General features: G+C 70.8%; 23 protein-coding genes. 7 read left to right on the top strand and 16 right to left on the bottom strand.

The window, feature by feature from the left end:
• Positions 1 to 545: 545 nt before the first annotated feature.
• Together BA175_RS17025 and BA175_RS17020 are read right to left on the bottom strand one after the other, a co-directional pair.
• Complete coding sequence (locus tag BA175_RS17025) at positions 546 to 1,157, bottom strand: DNA-3-methyladenine glycosylase (RefSeq protein WP_069172284.1); 612 nt, start codon at positions 1,155 to 1,157, stop codon at positions 546 to 548.
• Positions 1,154 to 1,414 carry a hypothetical protein gene (locus BA175_RS17020; RefSeq protein ID WP_139131403.1) on the bottom strand — a complete coding sequence of 87 codons (261 nt, stop codon included), beginning with the start codon at positions 1,412 to 1,414 and terminating at the stop codon, positions 1,154 to 1,156. The genes BA175_RS17025 and BA175_RS17020 overlap by 4 nt, the downstream gene beginning before the upstream one ends.
• Before the next feature lie 87 nt (positions 1,415 to 1,501).
• Between BA175_RS17020 and BA175_RS17015 the strand changes: the two genes are divergently transcribed.
• The 3 genes from BA175_RS17015 (at position 1,502) to BA175_RS17005 (ending at position 3,680) form a co-directional block, all read left to right on the top strand.
• Entirely contained in the window at positions 1,502 to 2,284 is a 783-nt protein-coding gene (locus tag BA175_RS17015; RefSeq protein WP_069172282.1) for a sporulation protein, read from the top strand.
• A gap of 214 nt (positions 2,285 to 2,498) precedes the next feature.
• Positions 2,499 to 3,032 carry a YbhB/YbcL family Raf kinase inhibitor-like protein gene (locus BA175_RS17010; protein WP_069172281.1) on the top strand — a complete coding sequence of 178 codons (534 nt, stop codon included), beginning with the start codon at positions 2,499 to 2,501 and terminating at the stop codon, positions 3,030 to 3,032.
• Positions 3,033 to 3,173: 141 nt separating this feature from the next.
• On the top strand, positions 3,174 to 3,680 hold the full coding sequence (locus BA175_RS17005; protein WP_069172280.1) for an HNH endonuclease: 507 nt from the start codon (positions 3,174 to 3,176) through the stop codon (positions 3,678 to 3,680).
• Between the two features lie 69 nt (positions 3,681 to 3,749).
• On the opposite strand, the gene BA175_RS17000 is transcribed toward BA175_RS17005, so the two are convergent.
• From BA175_RS17000 to BA175_RS16985, 4 genes are all read right to left on the bottom strand, one after another.
• Positions 3,750 to 4,523: a sulfite exporter TauE/SafE family protein gene (locus tag BA175_RS17000; protein ID WP_175420859.1), complete on the bottom strand. Its 774-nt coding sequence runs from the start codon at positions 4,521 to 4,523 to the stop codon at positions 3,750 to 3,752.
• 78 nt (positions 4,524 to 4,601) lie between these two features.
• On the bottom strand, positions 4,602 to 5,531 hold the full coding sequence (locus BA175_RS16995) for an SPFH domain-containing protein (RefSeq protein WP_069172278.1): 930 nt from the start codon (positions 5,529 to 5,531) through the stop codon (positions 4,602 to 4,604).
• Positions 5,532 to 5,703: 172 nt separating this feature from the next.
• Positions 5,704 to 6,132, bottom strand: a complete 429-nt coding sequence (locus BA175_RS16990) for an NfeD family protein (protein ID WP_069172277.1) — start codon at positions 6,130 to 6,132, stop codon at positions 5,704 to 5,706.
• Between the two features lie 69 nt (positions 6,133 to 6,201).
• Entirely contained in the window at positions 6,202 to 6,999 is a 798-nt protein-coding gene (locus tag BA175_RS16985) for an ABC transporter ATP-binding protein (RefSeq protein ID WP_069172276.1), read from the bottom strand.
• Positions 7,000 to 7,283: 284 nt separating this feature from the next.
• Between BA175_RS16985 and BA175_RS16980 the strand changes: the two genes are divergently transcribed.
• Entirely contained in the window at positions 7,284 to 8,063 is a 780-nt protein-coding gene (locus BA175_RS16980; RefSeq protein WP_069172275.1) for a hypothetical protein, read from the top strand.
• Between the two features lie 144 nt (positions 8,064 to 8,207).
• Here the strand turns inward: BA175_RS16980 and BA175_RS16975 are convergent, their stop codons facing one another.
• Positions 8,208 to 8,852, bottom strand: a complete 645-nt coding sequence (locus BA175_RS16975; RefSeq protein ID WP_069172274.1) for a response regulator — start codon at positions 8,850 to 8,852, stop codon at positions 8,208 to 8,210.
• Positions 8,845 to 9,990 carry a GAF domain-containing sensor histidine kinase gene (locus BA175_RS16970; RefSeq protein WP_069172273.1) on the bottom strand — a complete coding sequence of 382 codons (1,146 nt, stop codon included), beginning with the start codon at positions 9,988 to 9,990 and terminating at the stop codon, positions 8,845 to 8,847. The genes BA175_RS16975 and BA175_RS16970 overlap by 8 nt, the downstream gene beginning before the upstream one ends.
• Positions 9,991 to 10,517: 527 nt before the next feature.
• Here BA175_RS16970 and BA175_RS16965 point away from each other — a divergent pair.
• Positions 10,518 to 11,264, top strand: coding sequence for a transglycosylase SLT domain-containing protein (locus tag BA175_RS16965; protein ID WP_069172272.1), 747 nt, complete (start codon positions 10,518 to 10,520; stop codon positions 11,262 to 11,264).
• Between the two features lie 120 nt (positions 11,265 to 11,384).
• Here BA175_RS16965 and BA175_RS16960 read toward each other — a convergent pair whose 3' ends face one another.
• The gene (locus BA175_RS16960; RefSeq protein WP_069172271.1) at positions 11,385 to 13,955 is read right to left on the bottom strand and encodes an ABC transporter ATP-binding protein/permease; all 2,571 of its coding nucleotides are present in this window, start codon (positions 13,953 to 13,955) and stop codon (positions 11,385 to 11,387) included.
• A 270-nt stretch (positions 13,956 to 14,225) separates the two neighbouring features.
• Between BA175_RS16960 and serB the strand changes: the two genes are divergently transcribed.
• Positions 14,226 to 15,482 (top strand): phosphoserine phosphatase SerB, encoded by a 1,257-nt coding sequence (gene serB / locus BA175_RS16955; protein ID WP_069172270.1) that lies wholly within the window; start codon positions 14,226 to 14,228, stop codon positions 15,480 to 15,482.
• A 159-nt stretch (positions 15,483 to 15,641) separates the two neighbouring features.
• Here the strand turns inward: serB and BA175_RS16950 are convergent, their stop codons facing one another.
• From BA175_RS16950 to BA175_RS16940, 4 genes are all read right to left on the bottom strand, one after another.
• Positions 15,642 to 16,160: a SixA phosphatase family protein gene (locus BA175_RS16950; protein WP_069172269.1), complete on the bottom strand. Its 519-nt coding sequence runs from the start codon at positions 16,158 to 16,160 to the stop codon at positions 15,642 to 15,644.
• A gap of 199 nt (positions 16,161 to 16,359) precedes the next feature.
• Positions 16,360 to 16,563 carry a hypothetical protein gene (locus BA175_RS16945; protein WP_069172268.1) on the bottom strand — a complete coding sequence of 68 codons (204 nt, stop codon included), beginning with the start codon at positions 16,561 to 16,563 and terminating at the stop codon, positions 16,360 to 16,362.
• Between the two features lie 328 nt (positions 16,564 to 16,891).
• The gene (locus tag BA175_RS31810; protein ID WP_254667904.1) at positions 16,892 to 17,008 is read right to left on the bottom strand and encodes an SGM_5486 family transporter-associated protein; all 117 of its coding nucleotides are present in this window, start codon (positions 17,006 to 17,008) and stop codon (positions 16,892 to 16,894) included.
• 17 nt (positions 17,009 to 17,025) lie between these two features.
• Positions 17,026 to 18,297: a CynX/NimT family MFS transporter gene (locus tag BA175_RS16940; RefSeq protein WP_438947352.1), complete on the bottom strand. Its 1,272-nt coding sequence runs from the start codon at positions 18,295 to 18,297 to the stop codon at positions 17,026 to 17,028.
• 92 nt (positions 18,298 to 18,389) lie between these two features.
• On the opposite strand from BA175_RS16940, the gene BA175_RS16935 reads away from it, so the two are divergent.
• Positions 18,390 to 19,064: a FadR/GntR family transcriptional regulator gene (locus tag BA175_RS16935; RefSeq protein ID WP_069172266.1), complete on the top strand. Its 675-nt coding sequence runs from the start codon at positions 18,390 to 18,392 to the stop codon at positions 19,062 to 19,064.
• Positions 19,065 to 19,098: 34 nt separating this feature from the next.
• Here BA175_RS16935 and BA175_RS16930 read toward each other — a convergent pair whose 3' ends face one another.
• The 3 genes from BA175_RS16930 to fabG form a co-directional block, all read right to left on the bottom strand.
• Entirely contained in the window at positions 19,099 to 19,500 is a 402-nt protein-coding gene (locus tag BA175_RS16930; protein WP_254667903.1) for a hypothetical protein, read from the bottom strand.
• 222 nt (positions 19,501 to 19,722) lie between these two features.
• Positions 19,723 to 20,490: an enoyl-ACP reductase FabI gene (gene fabI, locus BA175_RS16925; protein ID WP_069172265.1), complete on the bottom strand. Its 768-nt coding sequence runs from the start codon at positions 20,488 to 20,490 to the stop codon at positions 19,723 to 19,725.
• Positions 20,491 to 20,495: 5 nt separating this feature from the next.
• Positions 20,496 to 21,215 carry a 3-oxoacyl-[acyl-carrier-protein] reductase gene (gene fabG, locus BA175_RS16920; RefSeq protein ID WP_069172264.1) on the bottom strand — a complete coding sequence of 240 codons (720 nt, stop codon included), beginning with the start codon at positions 21,213 to 21,215 and terminating at the stop codon, positions 20,496 to 20,498.
• Positions 21,216 to 21,221: the final 6 nt, after the last annotated feature.

The following is a 21,221-nucleotide window of genomic DNA, read 5'->3' as shown; positions in this document are numbered from 1 at the left end:
CGGGGTATCAACATATCTGGCGTTGACTTTTGGCACGCTGTTGAGTTCTCAAGGAACGGACGCTTCCTTCGGTCCCGTTTCACCGGGCTCCTCCGGGCGCTTCCCTTCGTTCTTGCGTTTCCGACTCTATCAGACTCTTTCGTGTCCGATTCCCGGTCGAAGCGGGTTGCTTTCGGTTCTCCGCTTTCGCGTTTCCCTTTCGGCGTGTTCACCACGTTAGCCGATTTCCTCGGTGACTCATAATCGAGCCGTCAGACGAATTCCGGCATGCCGAAATCACGCCCACCAGGGCGAATCGTAGATAGTGGTTGGCCCTCTCACGATGCTCCGGCGCGGTCCCATGGACCGCGCCAACCACGACTGCATCCGTTCAAGCGGCTCGGACTACTTTAGGGAAGAGGTGGGGTCGCGTCAAGCGGCGGGGCGACGGCAGGACGTATGCGCGCGGCGGGCGGCCGGGCCACCGTGGCGTCCCGCCAGTCGGCGGTCCCTTCCCGCAAGCCGCCCACGGGCCGGCCGGTGACCCCGGCGAGGCGCCCAGCGGCTCAGGCTCCGGCGGACCGCTCGGCTCTCGGACTCAGCCGGTACGCCGAGACCGTCGGATCACCGGCGAGGTAGAACCGGTGCTGCCAGTCATGGGCCTTGCTCACGCCCACCCGGGGGCCGGCCTGGATGAGCGCGGTGGGTACCGGCTCCCCCTCGGACAACACGACCGAGGTGCCTGCCAGGAGGTCCGCGCCGTTGTGCTCCGCCGTGATGCCGAGTGCCTGGCAGAAGTTGCCCGGCCCCCGGGCGAGACGCCGGTCCTCGACCTTCTCCCCCCGCCGCCGGCGTGCCAGTTCCTCCCCCTCGACGACCCTGCCTGCCCGGATGAGGACGGCCGAGGCGATGCCGTCCGTCCCGGTGACCACGTTGGCGCACCAGTGCAGACCGTGGGACCGGTAGACGTACAGGTGTCCCGGGGGCCCGAACATGACGGCGTTTCGGGGTGTACGGCCCCGGTAGGCGTGGGAGGCCGGGTCGGCCGTACCGGAGTAGGCCTCGGTCTCCGTGACGACGACGCTCACGGTCCCCTCGGAGGTCTCGCAGGTCAGGAGGGCCCCGAGCAGCTGGGGTGCGACCTCTTCAGCGGGATGGGCGAGGCGGCCGACCTTCATGACGCCCGCCGTGCCGTGCCGTGGGTGACGTCCACGTACGAGCGACCCGGCGTACCGGAGGTGACGGAGGTGCGTGCCGTCCCCCCGCGAAGGGCGGGGGCGCCGCGGTCGGCCTCCGCTCCGGCAGGCGTCGGCTCGACGACGCCCGCGCCGGTGGTACGGGCCGGGGCGCGGCCCGGCGGGTCGGGTGCCACGTCCGGGACGGGCAGGTCGAAGAGGTCCCGCGTGCGCGGCGTACGGTCCATGCCTTCGTTCATGGCGTCCGAGGGTACTGGGAAGCCCGTACCGGGAACCGGCTACGGTCGTCGCGCGTATGTAGAGGTCAGGACCAAGGAGGAGTAATCATGGGCTTCAAGCGGCTGCTCGCGAGCATGGGTGCCGGCGGTGCTTCGGTGGAGACCGAGCTGACCGAACTCAACGTCGTCCCCGGCGGGGTCGTCCAGGGCGAGGTACGGGTCCAGGGCGGATCCGTGGACCAGCAGATCGAGGGGCTCTCCGTCGGTCTCCAGGCGCGCGTCGAGGTGGAGGGCGGGGACCAGGAGACCAAGCAGGACATCGAGTTCACCAAGCTGCGTCTCGGTGGTGCCTTCGAGGTGAAGGCGGGCGCCGTGCACGTCGTGCCGTTCGGGCTCGAGATCCCCTGGGAGACGCCGATCACGATGTTCGCGGGGCAGCACCTGCGCGGCATGAACATCGGGGTGACCACGGAGCTGGAGATCGCCCGGGCGGTGGACTCCGGAGACCTGGACGCGATCAACGTGCACCCGCTGCCGGCCCAGCAGGCCATCCTGGACGCCTTCGGGCAGCTCGGCTTCGGTTTCCGCAGCGCGGACATGGAACGCGGCCACATCCGCGGTACGCGCCAGCGCCTGCCGTTCTACCAGGAGATCGAGTTCTTCCCGCCGCAGCAGTACCGCGGGCTGAACCAGGTCGAGCTGACGTTCGTCGCGGACGACCGTGAGATGGACGTCGTCCTGGAGATGGACAAGAAGCCCGGCCTCTTCAGCGAGGGCAGCGACTCCTACCGCGCGTTCAAGGTCGGGCTGGACGACTTCCGGAACACGGACTGGGCCGCCTACCTCAACCAGTGGCTCGCCCACGTCGGCGGACAGCGCAACTGGCTCTGAGGGCCCCCGCGGACCGGCCCGCTCCCGTGGACGACGCGGTGCCCCGAGGCGGTGCGTCGCAGGACGGTGGGGCGTCCGTGTACGGAATGCCGTGAGGACGTGCCGGCGACGTGGCGAGGAACCGCGGCTGTCGTCGCGCGCCCACCGGGAATCGGCGGCACAGCCCTTAGGGTCGACGGGAGACCCATCGCAGACGACCAGGAGAGGTGCTGACGTGACCGAGTCGAAGAGGGCGCCGCTGCCGCACGACTTCCATCCCGAGGTCCCCTCGTTCACCGTGGTGAGCGACGATCTCGCACCGGGAGGCGTTCTCGCGGACGCGCAGGTGCACTCGGCGGGGAACACCTCACCGCACCTGCGGTGGGAGGACTTCCCCGCCGGGACGAAGAGTTTCGCGGTGACGTGTTTCGACCCGGACGCCCCCACGGGCAGCGGGTTCTGGCACTGGGTGGTCTTCGACATCCCGGCAACGGTGACCGAGCTCCCGGCGGGCGCGGGTTCCGGCAGGTTCGACGGTCTCCCCCGGGGCGCGGTCCAGGTGCGCAACGACTACGGGGCGAAGGAGTTCGGCGGCGCCGCGCCGCCGGCCGGTGAGAACCACCGGTACGTCTTCACCGTGTACGCGGTGGACGCCGAGAAGCTCGGGCCGGGCAGCGACGCCACGCCCGCCGCGATCGGATTCAACCTCCGGTTCCACACCCTGGCCCGCGCCCATCTGATCGGTGAGTACGCCTCGCCCGACAGCTGACAGTTCTCCTCCTGTTTGCCCTGCCCTGGTCTTGGAGAGATCAGGGCAGGGCACTTTTTATTGCGTTGTCCATCACGGCTCGCCCGGACAGAGTTGATCCGGGCCCGCCGGGGGGCGGGCGGCACACGGGAGGTGGGCAGGATGCGGGACACACTGGTCCTCAACGCGAGCTTCGAGCCGCTGTCGACGGTGACGCTCAACCGTGCGGTGGTACTCATCCTGCAGGACAAGGCGGTCGTCGAGCAGGCGGATCCCGGCCTGCGTATGCGAGGTGCCGCCGTCGACATCCCGGTGCCCCGGGTCATCAGGCTCTGCCGGTACGTACGGGTGCCTTTCCGAAGACACGCCCCGTGGTCCAGAAGGGGGGTCCTCATACGGGACCAGCACCGGTGCGCGTACTGCGGGCGGCGGGCCAGCACCGTGGACCACGTGGTGCCGCGTGCCCAGGGCGGTCAGGACACCTGGCTGAACACCGTCGCCTCGTGCGCGGAGGACAACCACCGCAAGGCGGCCCGGACGCCCGAGCAGGCGGGCATGCCCCTGCTGCGGCAGCCGTTCGTCCCCTCGCCGGCGGACGCCATGCTGCTCGCGCTGGGGGCCGGGGACCGGTCCGCGCTGCCGGAGTGGCTGGCTCGGTCCGCGGCGTAGCCGCCGTACACGGCCGTGCGCGAGCGGCCCGTCCCCCCGCGACCGACGGGGAGACGGGCCCCCTCGGCGTCAGCGCAGCAGCAGTTGGACGATCGCGGCGGTTCCCACGACGACGACGAGGGCGCGCAGCAGGCGCGGGCTGAGCCGGCGGCCCACCCTCGCTCCGATCTGTCCGCCGATCGCCGAGCCCACGGCGATGAGCACGACGGCCGTCCAGTCGAAGTCCGCGACGAAGAGGAAGAAGAGTGCGGCGACGCTGTTGACGACGGCGGCGAGGATGTTCTTGACGGCGTTGATCCGCTGCATGGTGTCGTCGAGCAGCATGCCCATGAGGGAGAGGTAGATGATCCCCTGGGCCGCCGTGAAGTAGCCGCCGTAGACGCTGGCGAGCATCAGGCCGACGAACAGGAGCGGCCCGCCGTCCGGGCGGGCGACCGTACCGGTGCGGGCACGGCGCCGCTGCACCGCCCTGCCGATCCGGGGCTGAAGGACGACCAGGACGAGTGCGAGGGCCACGAGGACGGGGACGATCGTCTCGAAGGCCGTGGAGGGCAGAGCCAGCAGGAGGGTGGCGCCGGTGAGGCCGCCGACGAGTGCTCCGGCGCTCAGTTTGAGTATGCGGCGCCGCTGGCCCGCGAGTTCCCTGCGGTAGCCGATGGCGCCGCTGACCGACCCCGGGATCAGGCCGAGGGCGTTGGAGACGGTGGCGGTGACCGGGGGCAGCCCGGTGGCGAGCAGGACGGGGAAGGTGATCAACGTGCCTGACCCGACGATGGTGTTGATCGTGCCGGCGCCGACCCCGGCCGAGAAGACCGCGAGCATTTCCCAGACGGACAAGGCCATCTCCTTCGATGGTCAGTGATGCCTCCCCGCCATGAAGGTCGAGGGGCTTCACCGATCATGCACGAAGGGGTCCGCCGGTCAGTCGACCGGGGGCTGTTCCCGGCGCTCCGTACCGGTGTTGAAGCCGGGGACGCCTCCGCCGAGGTTGCCGAAGGCGCCGCTGAGGCCCTTCAGGGCGTCGCCGATCTCGCTGGGAACGATCCACAGCTTGTTGGCGTCGCCCTCGGCGATCTTGGGGAGCATCTGGAGGTACTGGTACGAGAGGAGTTTCTGGTCCGGGTCCCCGGCGTGGATGGACTCGAAGACCGTGCGGATGGCCTGGGCCTCGCCCTCGGCGCGCAGGGCGGATGCCTTGGCCTCACCCTCGGCGCGCAGGATGGCGGACTGCTTCTCGCCTTCGGCGGTGAGGATGGCGGACTGCCTGATGCCTTCGGCGGTGAGGATGGCGGCGCGCTTGTCGCGGTCGGCGCGCATCTGCTTCTCCATCGAGTCCTGGATGGAGGTCGGCGGTTCGATGGCCTTGAGCTCGACGCGGTTGACGCGGATGCCCCACTTGCCGGTGGCCTCGTCGAGGACGCCGCGCAGCGCCGCGTTGATCTCTTCGCGGGAGGTGAGGGTCCGCTCGAGGTCCATGCCGCCGATGATGTTGCGCAGGGTGGTGACGGTGAGCTGCTCGATCGCCTGGATGTAGCTGGCGACCTCGTAGGTCGCCGCGCGGGCGTCGGTGACCTGGTAGTAGATGACGGTGTCGATGTTGACGACGAGGTTGTCCTGGGTGATCACCGGCTGCGGCGGGAAGGGGACGACCTGTTCGCGGAGGTCGATCCGGTTGCGGATCGAGTCGATGAACGGGACGACGATGTTCAGCCCGGCGTTGAGCGTGCGGGTGTAGCGGCCGAAGCGCTCCACGATGGCGGCACTGGCCTGCGGGATGACCTGGATCGTCTTGATCAGGGCGATGAAGACGAGCACCACCAGAATGATCAGGACGATGATGATCGGTTGCATCGTGTGCCTCGTGCCCTTCGGTTGCCGACGGATCGCGGTGTTCGAGCTCGGACGGTCGCGACGGTCACGGTTCTTGTGACAGTCGCGGTCTCATATTTCTTATGAAAGTCGCGGTCTCATGATGATCGACTTCGAGTGTGGCAGAACACGGCCTGCCGTGGGGCGAGTTCGCTCACATGACGAGGGCCGTCGCACCGTCGATGTCCACGACGTCGACCTGGCGGCCCGGTTCGAAGCTCTGGTCGCCGTCGAGGGAGCGGGCGGACCAGATCTCGCCGGCGAGCTTGATGCGGCCGCCGCTGCCGTCGACCCGTTCCAGGACGACGGCCTGACGGCCCTTCAGGGCGTCGATGCCGGTGGCGTGCGGGGCCCGGCCGGACCGGTGCCGGGCGGCGATCGGGCGTACGACGGCGACGAGCGCCACCGACACCCCGACGAAGACGAGTACTTGGGCGACGATGCCACCGCCGAGGGCCGCGACGACCGCTGCGGCCACCGCTCCGACGGCGAACATCCCGAATTCGGGCATGGCGGTCAGGACGAGTGGGATGCCCAGTCCCACCGCGCCGATCAGCCACCACACCCACGCGTCGATGTCCACCCGGTCATCGTAGGACGCCGGTCACCTCCGCCGACAGGGCGCCGGAGGGGCGGCTGCCGGAAAGGGAGTTCAGGAGAGCGGGAGTCCGCGGGCCGTGTAGCGGTCACCGTGGTGCTCGACCACGAGCGGCAGACCGAAGCAGAGGGAGAGGTTGCGGGAGCTGAGCTCGGTCTCCATGGGGCCGGCGGCGAGGATCCTGCCCTGGCGGATCATCAGGACGTGGGTGAAGCCGGGCGGGATCTCCTCGACGTGGTGGGTCACCATGACCATCGACGGGGCGTACGGGTCACGGGCGAGGCGTCCCAGGCGGCGGACGAGGTCCTCGCGTCCGCCGAGGTCGAGGCCCGCGGCGGGCTCGTCGAGGAGGAGGAGCTCGGGGTCGGTCATCATGGCGCGGGCGATGAGGGTGCGCTTGCGCTCCCCCTCCGAGAGGGTGCCGAACCTCCGGTCGAGGTACTCGGTCATGCCGAGCCGGTCGAGGAAGGCGCGGGCGCGCTCCTCGTCGACGGCCTCGTAGTTCTCGTGCCAGGTGGCGGTCATGCCGTACGCGGCGGTGAGGACCGTCTGCAGGACCGTCTGGCGCTTGGGCAGCTTCTCGGCCATGGCGATCCCGGCGATCCCGATGCGGGGGCGGAGCTCGAAGACGTCGGTGCCGACGCCGCCGAGCTGCTCGCCGAGGATCCGGGCCGTGCCGGTGCTCGGGAAGAGGTAGCTGGAGGCGATGTTGAGGAGGGTGGTCTTGCCGGCGCCGTTCGGGCCGACGATCACCCAGCGCTCCCCCTCCTTGACCGACCACGAGACGTCGTCCACCAGAGCGCGTCCGTCGCGGACCACGGATACGTCCACCAGCTCCAGTACATCGCTCATGGCGCGTTGTCTCCCCATGCAGTGTCGAGATCGTCGCGTGCCGGTGGGCACGGCTCCCAGGGAAAACCTACGCCACCCGCGGAGTGCTCAGGCCCTGGGGCCGTTCCCTAAGGGCTGTCCCGCAATTCCCGGTGGATCAGCGGGCGGCGTCAGATGCGGGGCATCGCAAGGCGGAGGGACGTCCGCATACTGGATGTATGGGGACGTTCCGACAACGCGGCGAGGTGCCGTAGCTGTCGTCGCACGCCCGCCGGGAATTGCGGGACAGTCCTTAGGCTGTTCCCATGCTTTCGGAACCACGCTCAGGGCGGCTCGCCGCATGGGGAAACGCACTTCTGTCAGGACGTGTGTCGCCGGACGACGCGGCGCTCGCGATCGTCGGTGAGGACGCGGTGCACCGCGTCCTGGGACTACCGGGTGAGGCGGGGCCGGTCGGGCTCACGCTGGCGCTCGGGCGGCTGAGGTCGCTCGGTGCGACCGGTTTCCGGGTCGCGCTTCCGGTGCCCGGTCATCCGCTGGGGCTGAGCGGGCCGCCCGCCTTCAACGCACGGGCACTGGAGGCGGAGGAGGCGGTCGTCACGTCCGGGGCGCCGTACGGGCTCGTACCGGAGGTGACGGAGGCGGGGCCCGCCGGTGACCTGCACGTCGAGGTGGCGTGGCACTGTCTTCCGGTGCGGGAGGCGCCCCCGGCCGACGTGCCGTCGCTGGGTGAGGCGGAGCGGGAGCTCGCCGAGGCGCTGCGGGAGGCGACGGCGGTGCTCGCGCGGCTGGACGTCGCCGGTTCCGGGCCGGTCGCGGAGGCGGCGGTGGACGCGTACCGGGCGCGGGCGGCGCGGGGCCGGGAGGTGCTGGCTCCGGGCTATCCGGCGCGGGCGGCGCGGGTCCTGGAGCTGGCCCGGCGGGTGGGGCTGCTCGTCTCGGTGGCCCATGAGAACGGCCACGGGGGCGCGGTGAGCGCTTCGGAGATCGCGGCCCGGGGTGAGGCGCTGCGGCCGGTGGAGCGGGTGGCCCGGCGCGCGCAGGTCGCGGCGTACAACGCGTACGTGGAGGAACGCGGGCGGTGAGCGCGCCGGGCGGCCGGGGTGGGCCTGCCCGGCCGCGGGCCGCGGGACGGCCGCAGGAGGGGAAGCGCCGGACAGCCCGCTTCCCCCGGCCGGCCGCACCCTCGGTCCGCCGCTCCGTACCTGACCGCTGACCGGCCGCTCCCCTCAGTCCGCAGCTCCGTGCCTGACCGCCCAGAGCGCGGCCTGCGTCCGGTCCGACAGGTCGAGCTTCATCAGGATGTTCGAGACGTGTGTCTTGACGGTCTTCTCCGACAGCACCAGCGCCCGGGCGATCTCCCGGTTGGAGCGGCCGTCGGCGATCAGCCCGAGTACCTCCCGCTCGCGTTCCGTCAGGGTGCTCCCCCGCCCCGTACCGCTTCCGGAGTCCTCCTGGGCGAGGAGGGCGTCGGCGACCTCCGGCTGGAGCAGGACGTGCCCGGCGTGGACCGAGCGGATGGCGCCGGCCAGGGCGTCCGGGTCGACGTCCTTGTAGACGTACCCCGACGCGCCGGCGCGCAGGGCGGGGACTACCGTGCGCTGCTCGGTGAAGCTCGTGACGATCAGGACCTTGGCGGGGTTCTCCAGCGCCCTGAGCCTGCGCAGGGCCTCGATGCCGTCCGTACCCGGCATCTTGATGTCCATCAGGACGACGTCGGGCCGCAGCTCCTCCGTCCTGGCGACGCCCTCGGCCCCGTCCGCCGCCTCGCCGACGACCTCCACGTCGTCCTGGATCTCCAGGAAGGTACGGAGTCCGCGTCTGACCACCTGGTGGTCGTCGACCAGCAACACCCTGATGATCTTGTCAACCACTGGGGATCTCCATCCGGATCGTGGTGCCCTTGCCGGGCTCCGAGGCAACGGTGAGCCGGCCGCCGACGCTGCCCGCCCGGTGCCGCATCGAGACGAGGCCCAGATGACGGCCGGCCCGCCGGACCGCGTGGACGTCGAAGCCGCTGCCGTCGTCGGTGACCCGCAGCACCGTGACGGCGTCCCGCCTGCCGAGCGAGACGGAGACACGCTCGGCGCCGGAGTGGCGCAGGGCGTTGTGGAGGGCTTCCTGGGCGACCCGGAGCAGCGCCTCCTCCTGGGCCGAGGGCAGGGCGCGTACGCCGCCGCTCTCGAAGGTGACCCGGGCGGCGTGGGCGCGGTCCATGACCCGGATCTGGGTACGGAGGGTGGCGACGAGGCCGTCCTCGTCCAGGGCGGCGGGCCGCAGCTCGACGACGGCGGCGCGCAGTTCGTCCACGGCTTCCGCGGCCAGGACCGCGACCTGCTGGAGTTCACCCTTGGCGCGGGCCGGGTCGCGGTCGACGAGGGCGGCGGCGGCCTGGGCGGTCAGCCGGAGGGAGAAGAGTTTCTGGCTGACGGCGTCGTGCAGTTCGTGGGCGAGCCTCGTGCGCTCCTCGGCGATCGTGAGCTCGCGGCTGCGCTCGTACAGCCGGGCGTTGGTGAGGGCGATGGCGGCGTGCTGGGCGAGGATGCCCAGCAGTTCCTCGTCCTCCTCCGTGAATCCGCAGCCGCCCTGCGGCTTGGGGCAGCGCTTGTTCGCGAGGAAGAGGGCGCCGATGATCTCGTCGCCGTCCTGGATGGGCAGGCCGAGGAAGTCGGACATGTCGGGGTGGGCCTCGGGCCAGCCGCCGAAGCGCGGGTCCGCGCGGACGTCGGCGAGCCGCTCGGGCTTCGCCTCGTGGAGCATCGCGGCGAGGATGCCGTGCTGCCGGGGCAGCGGGCCGATGGCCTTCCACTCCTCGTCGCTGACCCCGTCCACCACGAACTGGGCGAAACCGCCGTGGTCGTCCGGAACGCCCAGGGCCGCGTACTCGGCGTCGAGGAGTTCCCGGGCGGACTGGACGATCGTCTTGAGGACGTCCCGCATCTCCAGATGCCGGCTCATGGCGAGCAGCGCGGCGCTGACCGCGGCGAGGCCCGACGGGGGGCGATGGCTCATGGCTTCACCGTACCGGCGGGCATCCGGCGGCCGTATCCGCCTGAGGGCGGCCGCGGGGTAGGGCCGCAGGCCTAGTCCTCCCGTTCGGTGCGGGCCGGGCTCGCGGCCCGTGGCAGGGGACCTCGGTCGCGCACCCGACGGCCGCCGGGCCCGTCCAGGCCCGAGGGCGTCCGCCCTGCGCGGGAGGGCGGGGACACCCCCGGTTCCGGCCGGTCGCAGGCGCTCACTCTCTGCATTACACAAGCAACATTTCGTGAAGCGAAGAGGCTCCGCGTGTGAGCCCAGGCATAGGACGCACGTCACTTACGAAGACGGATAGTTGACCCAAAACGGGCAATACGGCAAGCCCCAAAACGGACAGAGCGTCACGAACGGCGCCCCATTCCACTATCCAGCTTCGTACGTCACACCTTTGCCAGGCCATTTTGCTGCCGCTAAGAATTGCATCTGTCCCCGACGGAGATGCGCCCCGGCGCTTCCGTCCGCGTCCTCGCCGAGGACTCCTGCTATTCGAGAGGTGCGACTACATGTCTGTCTCCCGCATCACCAGCCGTAACCGTCGCCTGAACAAGGCGCAGAAGCTCTCCGTCGCGGGTGTGTCCACCCTGGCCGCCGCCGCGCTCGCGTTCTCGCTCGTCCCGGACGACGCTTCGGCGACGACCGAGCCGCAGGCCGCCGCGGCCGCGCCGGTCGTCTTCGCCGGTGCGGCGCAGACGAAGTCCGTCCAGAACAGCATCCTCGACCAGCACTCCACGGCCACCCAGCTGGTGAAGGCCGCCGACGCGGCCAAGGCCAAGGCCGCCGCCGACGCGAAGAAGGCGGAGGAGAAGGCCAAGGCCGTGGCGAAGGCCAAGAGCAAGGCCGCCGCCGCGAAGAAGGCGAAGGCCGCCGCCGACGCGAAGAAGCGTTCCGCCAAGAAGGCCGGCCGCGCGGCCGACCGCAAGCCCGTCTTCGCCGACAACCTCGACGGCTGGATCCGCGAGGCCCTCTCGATCATGCACGAGAAGAAGATCCCCGGCACCTACGAGGGCCTGCACCGCAACATCATGCGTGAGTCCAGCGGTAACCCGCGCGCCATCAACAACTGGGACATCAACGCGATCAACGGCGTCCCGTCCAAGGGCCTGCTGCAGGTCATCAAGCCGACCTTCGACTTCTACCACGTCAAGGGCACGAAGCACGACCAGTACGACCCGGTCGCCAACATCACCGCTGCCGCCAACTACGCGGCGGACAAGTACGGCTCGATCGACAACGTCGACAGCGCGTACTGAGCCGGCCCGACAGAGCCGGGGCACCGGCCCGGCCGGACCGCGTGACGGCCGGCGCGCATGCCGAAGGGCGGCACCCCACGGGGTGCCGCCCTCGGGCGTTTCCGGGTACGGGACGGCGCGTTACTTGCGCATGACCTCCGGCTCGTGGCGGCGCAGCAGCCGCGCGACGGCGACGAAGCAGATCGCACCCAGGAAGAGCAGCACCGCGATGTTGATCCCCCACTGACCGGCCGAGTGCTCCCAGAGCGGGTCCAGGTCGGTCGGGTTCTGCGGGTCCCACGGCGGCATGAGGTGGGCGAGGTCGAGGGTGGTGCCGGCCGCCGCCATCGCCCAGCGGGACGGCATCAGCCAGGCGAACTGCTCCAGGCCGGGCGAGCCGTACAGCTGGAAGAGCACGCCGGTGAAGACCACCTGGACGATCGCGAACATGACCAGCAGGGGCATGGTCTTCTCGGCCGTCCGCACCAGCGAGGAGATCATCAGGCCGACCATCATCGACGTGAAGCCGAGCGCGATGATCGAGAGGCAGATCTCCGCGGCCGGGTTCATGAACAGGCCCTCCTCCGGCAGATCGCGGGTGGAGAAGCCGATGCCGCAGATGATCACACCCTGAAGGGCGGTGATCACACCGAGGACGATCACCTTGGAGACGAGGTACGCGGAGCGGGAGAGGCCGGTGGCCCGTTCCCGCTCGTAGATGACCCGCTCCTTGATCAGTTCTCGTACCGAGTTGGCGGCGCCCGAGAAGCACATGCCGACGGCGAGGATCAGCATGATCGTCCCCGCCTTGCTGTTGAACCTGGCGGGCGGGGTGGGCTCCGCCAGTCCGAAGTCCGACGGGATGACCACGCTGACGATGCCGAGGACCGCCGGAAGGATCACCATGAGGCCCAGGAATCCCCGGTCGGATGCGATCACCGAGACGTACCGGCTCATCAGGGTCCACAGCTGGGCGGTCCAGCCCTGCGGCTTCGGCGGGCGGACCTGCTGCCGCGAGGGCATGTGGACGGGCTGCGCGGCCACGGCGTCGATGTCCGCGGCGTACATCTGGAAGTGCTGGGACCCGCGCCAGCGGCCCGCCCAGTCGTAGTCGCGGTAGTTCTCGAACGCGGAGAAGACGTCGGCCCAGCTCGTGTACCCGAAGAAGTTCAGCGCCTCCTCCGGAGGGCCGAAGTAGGCGACGGACCCGCCGGGCGCCATGACCAGGAGCTTGTCGCAGATCGCCAGCTCGGCGACGGAGTGCGTGACGACCAGCACGGTACGGCCGTCGTCGGCGAGGCCGCGCAGCAGCTGCATGACGTCGCGGTCCATGCCCGGGTCGAGGCCGGAGGTCGGCTCGTCCAGGAAGATCAGCGACGGCTTGGTCAGCAGTTCGAGGGCGACGGAGACGCGCTTGCGCTGACCACCGGAGAGGGAGGTGACCTTCTTGTCCTTGTGGATGTCGAGCTTGAGCTCGGCGAGGACCTCGTGAATCCGGGCGGTGCGCTCGGCCTCGGTGGTGTCCGCGGGGAAGCGGAGCTTGGCGGCGTACCGGAGAGCCTTGGTGACCGTGAGTTCCTTGTGCAGGATGTCGTCCTGCGGGACGAGACCGATGCGCTGCCGCAGCTCGGCGAACTGCTTGTACAGGTTCCGGTTGTCGTAGAGCACGTCGCCGCGGTTGGCGGGCCGGTAACCGGTGAGTGCCTTGAGCAGGGTGGACTTGCCCGAGCCCGACGGGCCGATGACCGCGATCAGCGACTTCTCGGGGACGCCGAAGGAGACGTCCTTGAGGATGTCCTTGCCTCCGTCGACCGTCACCGTGAGGTGGCGGGCCGAGAAGGAGACCTCACCGGTGTCGACGAACTCTTCCAGCCGGTCCCCGACGAGCCGGAACGTCGAGTGGCCGACACCGACGATGTCGTTCGGGCCGATGAGCGCGGAGCCGGACCTGCTGAGCGGCTGGCCGTTGACGTACGTGCCGTTGTGGGATCCGAGGTCCCGGATCTCGAAGCGGCCGTCGGGCGTCGCGCAGAATTCCGCGTGCAGGCGCGAGACCTGCAGGTCGGAGACGACCAGCTCGTTCTCCAGGGCACGGCCGATGCGCATGATCCGGCCGAGGTCCAGCTGGTGGAAGGTGGTCGGGCTACGGTCGCCGTGGACGGGGGGCGCCCCTGCGGCGGAGCCGGGCCCGCCCGCGCCCGGTGCCCGGGAGGGGCCGCCCTGCTGATGGGGTACGGGAGGCTGGTGCGCCTGCTGCTGCGGGGCGGGGGGCTGGTGCGCCTGCTGCCCCTGCTGCCAGGGCGCCTGCTGCTGCGGGGGCTGCTGCCAGCCCGCCGGGGCGCTGCCCTGCTGCGGCTGCCGCGCCGCCACCGCCTGCGCGCCAGGAACCCCCGCGGTCCCGGCGCCGGCCGCGGCGGTGAGGTTCAGCCGCGGTCCGTCGGTGGCGTTGCCCAGGTGGACCGAGGTCCCCGCGCCTATCTCCGTCTGCTGGACCCGCCTGCCCTGCAGATAGGTGCCGTTGGTGCTGCCGTGGTCCTCGATGGACCAGCCGCGGCCGTTCCAGCTGATCGTGGCGTGGCGCCACGACACCCTGGCATCGTCGATCACGAGGTCGCCCTGCGGATCACGTCCGAGGGTGTACGGCCTGGACGGGTCGAGCGTCCAGGTCCTGCCATTCAATTCCAGTACGAGTTCCGGCACTCCGCGCCCCACTAGTCGTCCCCCGTGTCGCCCCCGTCGCAGGGAGCCTAGGGATGCTGAACATCGTGGGGAACTATTCCAGGACCGGCCCCGGAACGGAAAGCCGGGCGGTCCGAAGACCCCGTGGAGTGCTCACCGCCCCCGGCACCGCCCGGGCGATACCGGTGCGGAGTGCCGCAACCGGGGCGGCCGGCGCACCTCGTCGCAGTCCCGTCACGGTCTGTCCGCCACTCGGGACGGGCTTCGGCGGGCCCCTGGCCGACCTATACGGTGGGACTCACCATGAGCGCACCTCAGCCCCCTCAGCCTCCCCGGTCCCCTGAGCTTCCTGAGCCCCCTCAGGGCCCGGACACGCCCACACTTCTCGTCAAGATCTTCGGGAAGGACCGGCCGGGCATCACCGCCGGACTCTTCGACACCCTGGCCGCCTACGCCGTCGACGTCGTGGACATCGAGCAGGTGGTCACCCGTGGCCGTATCGTCCTGTGCGCTCTGGTGACCCCTCCGGCCGCGGGCGGTACGACCGAGGGGGACCTGCGGGCGACCGTGCACAGCTGGGCGGAGTCACTGAAACTCCAGGCCGAGATCATCTCCGGTACGGGCGACAACCGTCCCCGGGGCGTCGGCCGTTCCCATGTGACCGTGCTGGGCCACCCGCTGACCGCCGAGACCACGGCGGCCATAGCGGCCAGGATCACCTCGACCGGTGGCAACATCGACCGGATCTTCCGCCTGGCCAAGTACCCGGTCACCGCGGTCGAGTTCGCGGTGTCCGGCACCGGGACCGAGGAGCTGCGGACCGCACTGGCCGTCGAGGCGGCCGGCATCGGCGTCGACATCGCCGTGGTGTCGGCCGGACTGAGCCGCCGGGCACAGCGGCTGGTCGTGATGGACGTGGACTCCACGCTGATCCAGGACGAGGTCATCGAGCTCTTCGCGGCCCACGCCGGCTGCCAGGACAAGGTCGCCGAGGTGACCGAGCAGGCGATGCGCGGAGAGCTGGACTTCGAGCAGTCCCTGCACGCACGCGTGGCGCTGCTGGCGGGGCTCGACGCCTCGGTGGTGGACACGGTACGTGCGGAGGTCCGGCTCACGCCGGGGGCGCGGACCCTGATCCGTACGCTGAAGCGGCTGGGATACCAGGTGGGGGTGGTCTCGGGCGGCTTCACCCAGGTCACGGACGACCTCAAGGAACGTCTGGGGCTGGACTTCGCCTCGGCCAACACCCTGGAGGTCGTCGACGGCAAGCTGACCGGCCGGGTCGTGGGTGACATCGTGGACCGGGCCGGCAAGGCGCGTCTGCTGCGGAGCTTCGCGGAGCAGGCCGGGGTACCGCTGGCGCAGACGGTGGCGATCGGCGACGGGGCGAACGATCTGGACATGCTGAACACGGCCGGCCTGGGCGTCGCGTTCAACGCCAAGCCGGTCGTCCGTGAGGCCGCCCACACGGCGGTGAACGTCCCCTTCCTGGACACCGTGCTGTACCTGCTCGGCATCACCCGCGAGGAGGTCGAGGCCGCCGACGGCCTGGTCGACTGAGCACGTAGGAAGACGGGACCCCGGCACTTCACCTGTGCCGGGGTCGTGTCGTACGTACGCACCGGGCCGTCGCTCGGGGGGCCGCCCGGCGCCCCTGCGGGGGTCCGGGCCGGCCTCGGTCACCCGGCGGACGGGGTGGACGACGAGGCCGGCGACGCCTCAGTCGTTCGGTGTCCAGTAGTCGACGAGTGTGCCCACGCCGTGCTCCAGGCCCTTCCAGGAGCCCGGGAACTCGACGACGGCGTAGGCGGCGGTGGGGAACCCGTCCCTGGTCAACCGGGCGAGCGTGTCCCCGTCCCCGTGACCGGAGAGGGCGTCGGCCGCCCCGTGCATGCCGGGGTTGTGGCCGATGACCAGGAGGTTCCGCACGTCGTCGGGGGTCTCGTTGAACAGGGCGATCAGTTCGCCGAGGGAGGCGTCGTACAGCCTCTCCTCGTACACGGTTCTGGGGCGCTGCGCGAACTCGTGGACCGCGAGCTTCCACGTCTCGCGGGTCCGGACGGCGGTCGAACACAGGGCCAGATCGAAGACGATGCCGGAATCGGCGAGCTTGCGGCCGGCGACGGGGGCGTCTTTGCGGCCCCGCTCGGCCAGTGGCCGCTCATGGTCGGACTGCTGCGACCATTCCGCCTTTGCGTGCCTGAGAAGGACGATCCTGCGAGGTGTATCGGCGCTCATACACCTCAGCTTCGCACGAATCGAGCGTCCGGGCGCAGGGTGTTGACGTGCTCGTCCGGGCGGGTGACGGAAGCCGGACGACGTCCCGCGACCCGCCCGGACCGCCGGACGGCTCCGCCCGGGCGGAGGGCGGACCGGGGCGTGCGAGCCGCTCCGCCCGGGGCGCGGGAGCGCTCTCCCCGCGGGGCGGCGGCCCCTCTCAGCGGGCCAGCTCCAGAACGCGCCCGAGCAGCCGCCCTACCGCGGGGTCCCCGGGGGCGGCCTGCGCCTGGCCCGGCCCCGAGACCAGCAGGAGGAGCGCGGCGAAGGCGAGCGCGGGGAGCGCCACGGCCCACCACGGCAGCCGCACCTCGACGGTGTCCGAACCGTCGCGGTGGGTGCGGGTCTCTGTACGGGCCGGCATGTCCGCCTCCTGGGGCCTCGGTTGTGGTACCGAGAACCTACGGAACGGCGGGCGGCGGTCCCATCCGGTGACCCACCCAGTCGACCCTGAACCTGGCCCCTAAGGGCTGTCCCGCACTTCCCGGTGGATCAGCGTGCGGCATCGGATGCGGTGCATCGCAAGGCGGAGGGACGTCCGCATACTGGATGTATGTGGACGTTCCGACAACGCGGCGAGGTGCCGTAGCTGTCGTCGCGCGCCCGCCGGGAATTGCGGGAGAGCCCTTAGGGGAGGGTGGGGCCAGCACCACCGAGGGCGCCGGGGAGCGGCCGGATACTCCGTCGATTCGTCACGGGGAGGCGATCGTGGCGATCACGCCGATGATCACCGAGATGAGAAGCATCGTCCCGAACACGAGGAGCAGCTTCTTCTGGCCGTTCTTGGGATGCGGATCGAGCACTGGCATGGGCCCAGTCTCGCATCTCAGCATTCGTCCTCGATCGTCCGGTCCCGCCCGGCGAGTACACCCGCCGCCATCTGCGGGATCATGAGGGCCGCCATGAGCGCGATCGGCAGGCCCCAGCCACCGCTGTGCTGGTAGAGCACGCCGACGAGGAGCGGGCCGGGGATCGAGATCAGATAGCCGGTGGACTGGGCGAAGGCCGAGAGCCTGACGACGCCGGCACCGGTGCGGGACCGCATGCCGATCATGGTGAGGGCGAGCGGGAACGCGCAGTTCGCGACGCCCAGCAGCAGGGCCCAGAGCCAGGCGCCTCCGGCCGGGGCGAGGTAGAGGCCCGCGTAGCCGAGGAGGCCGCAGCTTCCGAGGACGAGGACGATCGGGCCCTGGTTGCGCAGCCGGGCGGCGGCCCGGGGAATGACGAAGGCGAGGGGCACCCCCATCGCCATGGTCACGGCCAGCAGGATGCCCGCGGTACCGGCCGACAGGCCCGCGTCGCGGAAGATCTGGGGCATCCAGCCCATGGTGATGTAGGCGGCCGTGGCCTGGAGGCCGAAGAAACAGGCCAGGGCCCAGGAGGTCCGGCTGCGGGTGATCCGGAGCGCCGGCGCGGGCCTGGGCTGCTCGGCCGGCTTCCCGGACGCGGCTGTGCGGTCCCGTACGAGGAAGAGCCAGGGGACGACGGCAGCGGCGGCCGGCACGGCCCAGAGGACGAGGCCGGTCTGCCAGCTGCCGCCCAGCCCGTTCGTCAGGGGCACGGTCAGGGCGGCCGCGAGGGCGGTGCCGAGGGCCAGGGCCATCGAGTAGAGGCCGGTCATGCTGCCGACCCGGTCGGGGAACCAGCGCTTGACGATGACGGGCATCAGGACGTTGCTGACGGCGATGCCCATCAGGGCGAGGGCACTGGCCGCCAGGAAGGCCGCGGTGCTGCCGGCGAAGGGCCGGATCAGCAGTCCCGCGGCGATGGCGGCCATGCCCGCGCACACGACGGCGCCGGGCCCGAACCGGCGGGCGAGCCGTGGGGCCGCGAAACCGAAGAGGGCGAAGCAGAACGGCGGTACGGACGTGAGGACCCCGGCGACGCTGCCGCTCATGTGGAGCCCGTCCCGCACCTCTTCGAGGAGGGGGCCCAGGCTGGTGATGGCGGGCCTCAGGTTGAGTGCGGCCAGGACGAGACCGACGGTGACCACGCCCAGCAGCCAGGGAGCGGGGCCGGCGGCGGGCACGGGCGTGTGGGCGTCGCGCACGGGCGCGGGGTTCCGGGTCGAAGTCTCGTCAGGGGACATGGGGCTCATCATAGAATCATGGGATGATTACTTGTCCACTCGCGGTGCCTCCGGGCTGAGAGAATCCGGCACACGCTTCACGGATCCGAACAAGGAGCACCATGGCGCTGACGTCCCCCCGGCGTTCGGCTCTCGCCGACCAGGTGATTGCCCAGCTGAGGAACCAGATCACCTCGGGCGAGTGGCCCGTGGGTTCCCGCATCCCGACCGAACCCGAACTGGTGGAACAGCTGGGGGTCGCCCGCAACACGGTCCGCGAGGCCGTACGCGCCCTGGCGCACAACGGGCTGCTGGACATCCGCCAGGGCTCCGGCACGTACGTCGTCGCGACGAGCGAGCTGGCCGGCGTGATGCAGCGCCGGTTCGCGGACGCCGACCCGCGGCACGTCGCCGAGCTGCGCTCAACCCTGGAGTCGTCGGCGGCCCGGCTCGCCGCCCGGCGGCGCACGGACCGTGACATGCGGCAGCTGGACGCGCTGATGGCGCAGCGGGAGGCCACCTGGGCCGCCGGTGACGCCGAGGCGTTCGTGGCCGCCGACGCGACGCTGCACCTGGCGGTGGTCGCGGCCTCCCACAACGACGTGCTCACCGAGCTCTACGCCGACCTGAACGACCTGCTCCGTGACTACCTGCGCGACGACGTCGGGCCGGAGCTGCGGCCCGAGCAGTACATGGACCACGCACGGCTGGTCGAGGCGATCCGGGCGGGCGACGCGGAGACGGCGGCCGCCGAGGCGGCGGGACACGCCCTGAACTGCCTGCGGGAGCGGGCGTAGGCCGTACCGGCGCCCCGGGAGGGGCGGGGCCGGGTCAGCCGGGGTGGTGACTGACCCAGGCCGAGTCGACCTCTTTCCAGCAACGGTCCTGGAGCTTGACGGTCGCGCCCGGCCGCACGGCGACCGGCTTGGCGTCCGCGTCCACGTCCCACCAGCGGGCACACTCGGTGTGGAGCTGGACGAGATCGGTGGTGGGGTAGGGGTTGTGGCAGTAGGCGACGACCCGGGAGCCCGCCACCGACGTGCGGCACTCGGAGCCGGAGGGTTCGGGGGCCGGCGCGGACGGAGCGGCCGCCGAGCCGCTGCCGGCCCGGTTCGCCGCGCTCACGGCCACCGGCGCGAGGAGACCGGCGGCGACCCCCGCCGTGGCCAGCAGGGCCCAGGTCCGGCGGCGCACGCAGTGCGGGGCCCTGGTGCGGCGACCTGTGGAGCGCACGGCGATCTCCTCCCCACAGCCTGACCAGAAGTCCGGTACCACCACATTCTGCGGTGGAACGGCTCCCTTTTCGACTCGGGACGCGCCGGCACCACGGACGCCGGGGCGCCGCGGAAGAGGGAGTCCCCGCCCGTGGCGTGCACGGAAGCCGTGCCCGGCGCACGACGGCCGCGTACCGCCCCGGAGGGAGGCGGTACGCGGCCGTACGACCGTGCGGGGGAGTCAGGCGCCCATCATGTGCACGCCACCGTCGACGTGGACGATCTCGCCCGTCGTCTTCGGGAAGAAGTCGGAGAGCAGCGCGACCACACCGCGGCCGGCCGGCTCCGGGTCGGCCATGTCCCAGGCCAGCGGGGACCGGGTGTTCCAGACCTCCGCGAGATCGCCGAAGCCCGGGATGGACTTGGCGGCCATCGAGCCGATGGGGCCCGCCGAGATCAGGTTGCAGCGGATGCTGTCGCCGCCAAGGTCGCGGGCGAGGTAACGGGAGGTCGCCTCGAGCGCGGCCTTGGCCGGGCCCATCCAGTCGTACTGGGGCCAGGCGAACTGCGCGTCGAAGGTGAGGCCGACGATCGATCCGCCGTCCGCCATCAGCGGCTTGCAGGCCATGGCGAGCGACTTCAGGGAGAACGCCGAGACGTGCATCGCGGTGGCGACCGACTCGAAGGGCGTGTTCAGGAAGTTCCCGCCGAGCGCGTCCTGCGGCGCGAAGCCGATGGAGTGCACGACGCCGTCGAGCGAGCCGAGCTCCTCCTTGACGAGGCCGGCCAGCCGGCCCAGGTGCTCGTCGTTGGTCACGTCGAGTTCGATGACCTTGGCGGGCTTCGGAAGCTTCTTGGCGATGCGCTCGGTCAGCGTCGGCCGGGGGAAGGCCGTGAGGATGACCTCGGCGCCCTGCTCCTGGGCCACCTTGGCGGTGTGGAAAGCGATGGACGACTCCATCAGCACACCCGTGATGAGGATGCGCTTGCCGTCGAGGATTCCGCTCATGGTGATCAGTGACCCATGCCCAATCCGCCGTCAACGGGAATGACGGCTCCAGTGATGTACGACACGTCGTCGGACGCGAGGAAGCGCACCGCGGCGGCGATCTCGGCGGGCTGCGCGTAGCGGCCGAGCGGCACCTGCGACACGATGTCCTTGCGCTGCTCGTCGGTGAGCACCTGCGTCATGTCGGTGTCGACGAACCCGGGCGCGACCACGTTGAACGTGATGTTCCGCGAGCCCAGTTCGCGGGCCAGCGACCGGGCGAAGCCGACCAGGCCCGCCTTGGACGCGGCGTAGTTCGCCTGGCCCGCCGAGCCGAGGAGGCCCACGACGGAGGAGATCAGGACGACACGGCCCTTCTTGGCGCGGAGCATCGCACGGTTGGCGCGCTTGACGACGCGGAAGGTGCCGGTGAGATTGGTGTCGAGTACGGAGGTGAAGTCCTCCTCCGACATCCGCATCAGCAACTGGTCCTTGGTGATACCGGCGTTGGCGACCAGCACCTCCACCGGACCGTGCTTCTCCTCGATCTCCTTGTAGGCCTGCTCCACCTGCTCGGTGTCGGTGATGTCGCACCGGACCGCGAGAACCCCGGCCTCGGTGAGCGCCTGGGGCGGCTCGCCGGACCGGTAGGTGATCGCGACCTTGTCGCCGTTGTCGGCGAAGGCGCGGGCGATGGCGAGGCCGATGCCCCGGTTTCCTCCGGTGACGAGAACCGAGCGGCTCAACGGATC

This window comes from Streptomyces griseus, assembly GCF_001715295.1.
Taxonomy (GTDB): Bacteria; Actinomycetota; Actinomycetes; order Streptomycetales; family Streptomycetaceae; genus Streptomyces; species Streptomyces griseus_G.
Note: the sequence above shows the minus strand (reverse complement) of the source record. Positions and strands in the feature narration are given on the sequence as shown.

Excerpts from the sequence above, each read along its gene's own strand:
- BA175_RS17015 (WP_069172282.1), top strand. The coding sequence starts at position 1,502 with ATGGGCTTCAAGCGGCTGCTCGCGAGCATGGGTGCCGGCGGTGCTTCG.
- serB (WP_069172270.1), top strand. The coding sequence starts at position 14,226 with ATGAGCGCACCTCAGCCCCCTCAGCCTCCCCGGTCCCCTGAGCTTCCT.
- BA175_RS16970 (WP_069172273.1), bottom strand. The coding sequence starts at position 9,990 with ATGAGCCATCGCCCCCCGTCGGGCCTCGCCGCGGTCAGCGCCGCGCTG.
- BA175_RS16940 (WP_438947352.1), bottom strand. The coding sequence starts at position 18,297 with ATGAGCCCCATGTCCCCTGACGAGACTTCGACCCGGAACCCCGCGCCC.
- BA175_RS16935 (WP_069172266.1), top strand. The coding sequence starts at position 18,390 with ATGGCGCTGACGTCCCCCCGGCGTTCGGCTCTCGCCGACCAGGTGATT.
- BA175_RS16945 (WP_069172268.1), bottom strand. The coding sequence starts at position 16,563 with ATGCCGGCCCGTACAGAGACCCGCACCCACCGCGACGGTTCGGACACC.
- fabI (WP_069172265.1), bottom strand. The coding sequence starts at position 20,490 with ATGAGCGGAATCCTCGACGGCAAGCGCATCCTCATCACGGGTGTGCTG.
- BA175_RS16965 (WP_069172272.1), top strand. The coding sequence starts at position 10,518 with ATGTCTGTCTCCCGCATCACCAGCCGTAACCGTCGCCTGAACAAGGCG.
- BA175_RS16985 (WP_069172276.1), bottom strand. The coding sequence starts at position 6,999 with ATGAGCGATGTACTGGAGCTGGTGGACGTATCCGTGGTCCGCGACGGA.
- BA175_RS31810 (WP_254667904.1), bottom strand. The coding sequence starts at position 17,008 with ATGCCAGTGCTCGATCCGCATCCCAAGAACGGCCAGAAGAAGCTGCTC.
- BA175_RS16950 (WP_069172269.1), bottom strand. The coding sequence starts at position 16,160 with ATGAGCGCCGATACACCTCGCAGGATCGTCCTTCTCAGGCACGCAAAG.
- BA175_RS16980 (WP_069172275.1), top strand. The coding sequence starts at position 7,284 with ATGCTTTCGGAACCACGCTCAGGGCGGCTCGCCGCATGGGGAAACGCA.
- BA175_RS17020 (WP_139131403.1), bottom strand. The coding sequence starts at position 1,414 with ATGAACGAAGGCATGGACCGTACGCCGCGCACGCGGGACCTCTTCGAC.
- BA175_RS17000 (WP_175420859.1), bottom strand. The coding sequence starts at position 4,523 with ATGGCCTTGTCCGTCTGGGAAATGCTCGCGGTCTTCTCGGCCGGGGTC.
- BA175_RS16995 (WP_069172278.1), bottom strand. The coding sequence starts at position 5,531 with ATGCAACCGATCATCATCGTCCTGATCATTCTGGTGGTGCTCGTCTTC.
- BA175_RS17025 (WP_069172284.1), bottom strand. The coding sequence starts at position 1,157 with ATGAAGGTCGGCCGCCTCGCCCATCCCGCTGAAGAGGTCGCACCCCAG.
- BA175_RS17005 (WP_069172280.1), top strand. The coding sequence starts at position 3,174 with ATGCGGGACACACTGGTCCTCAACGCGAGCTTCGAGCCGCTGTCGACG.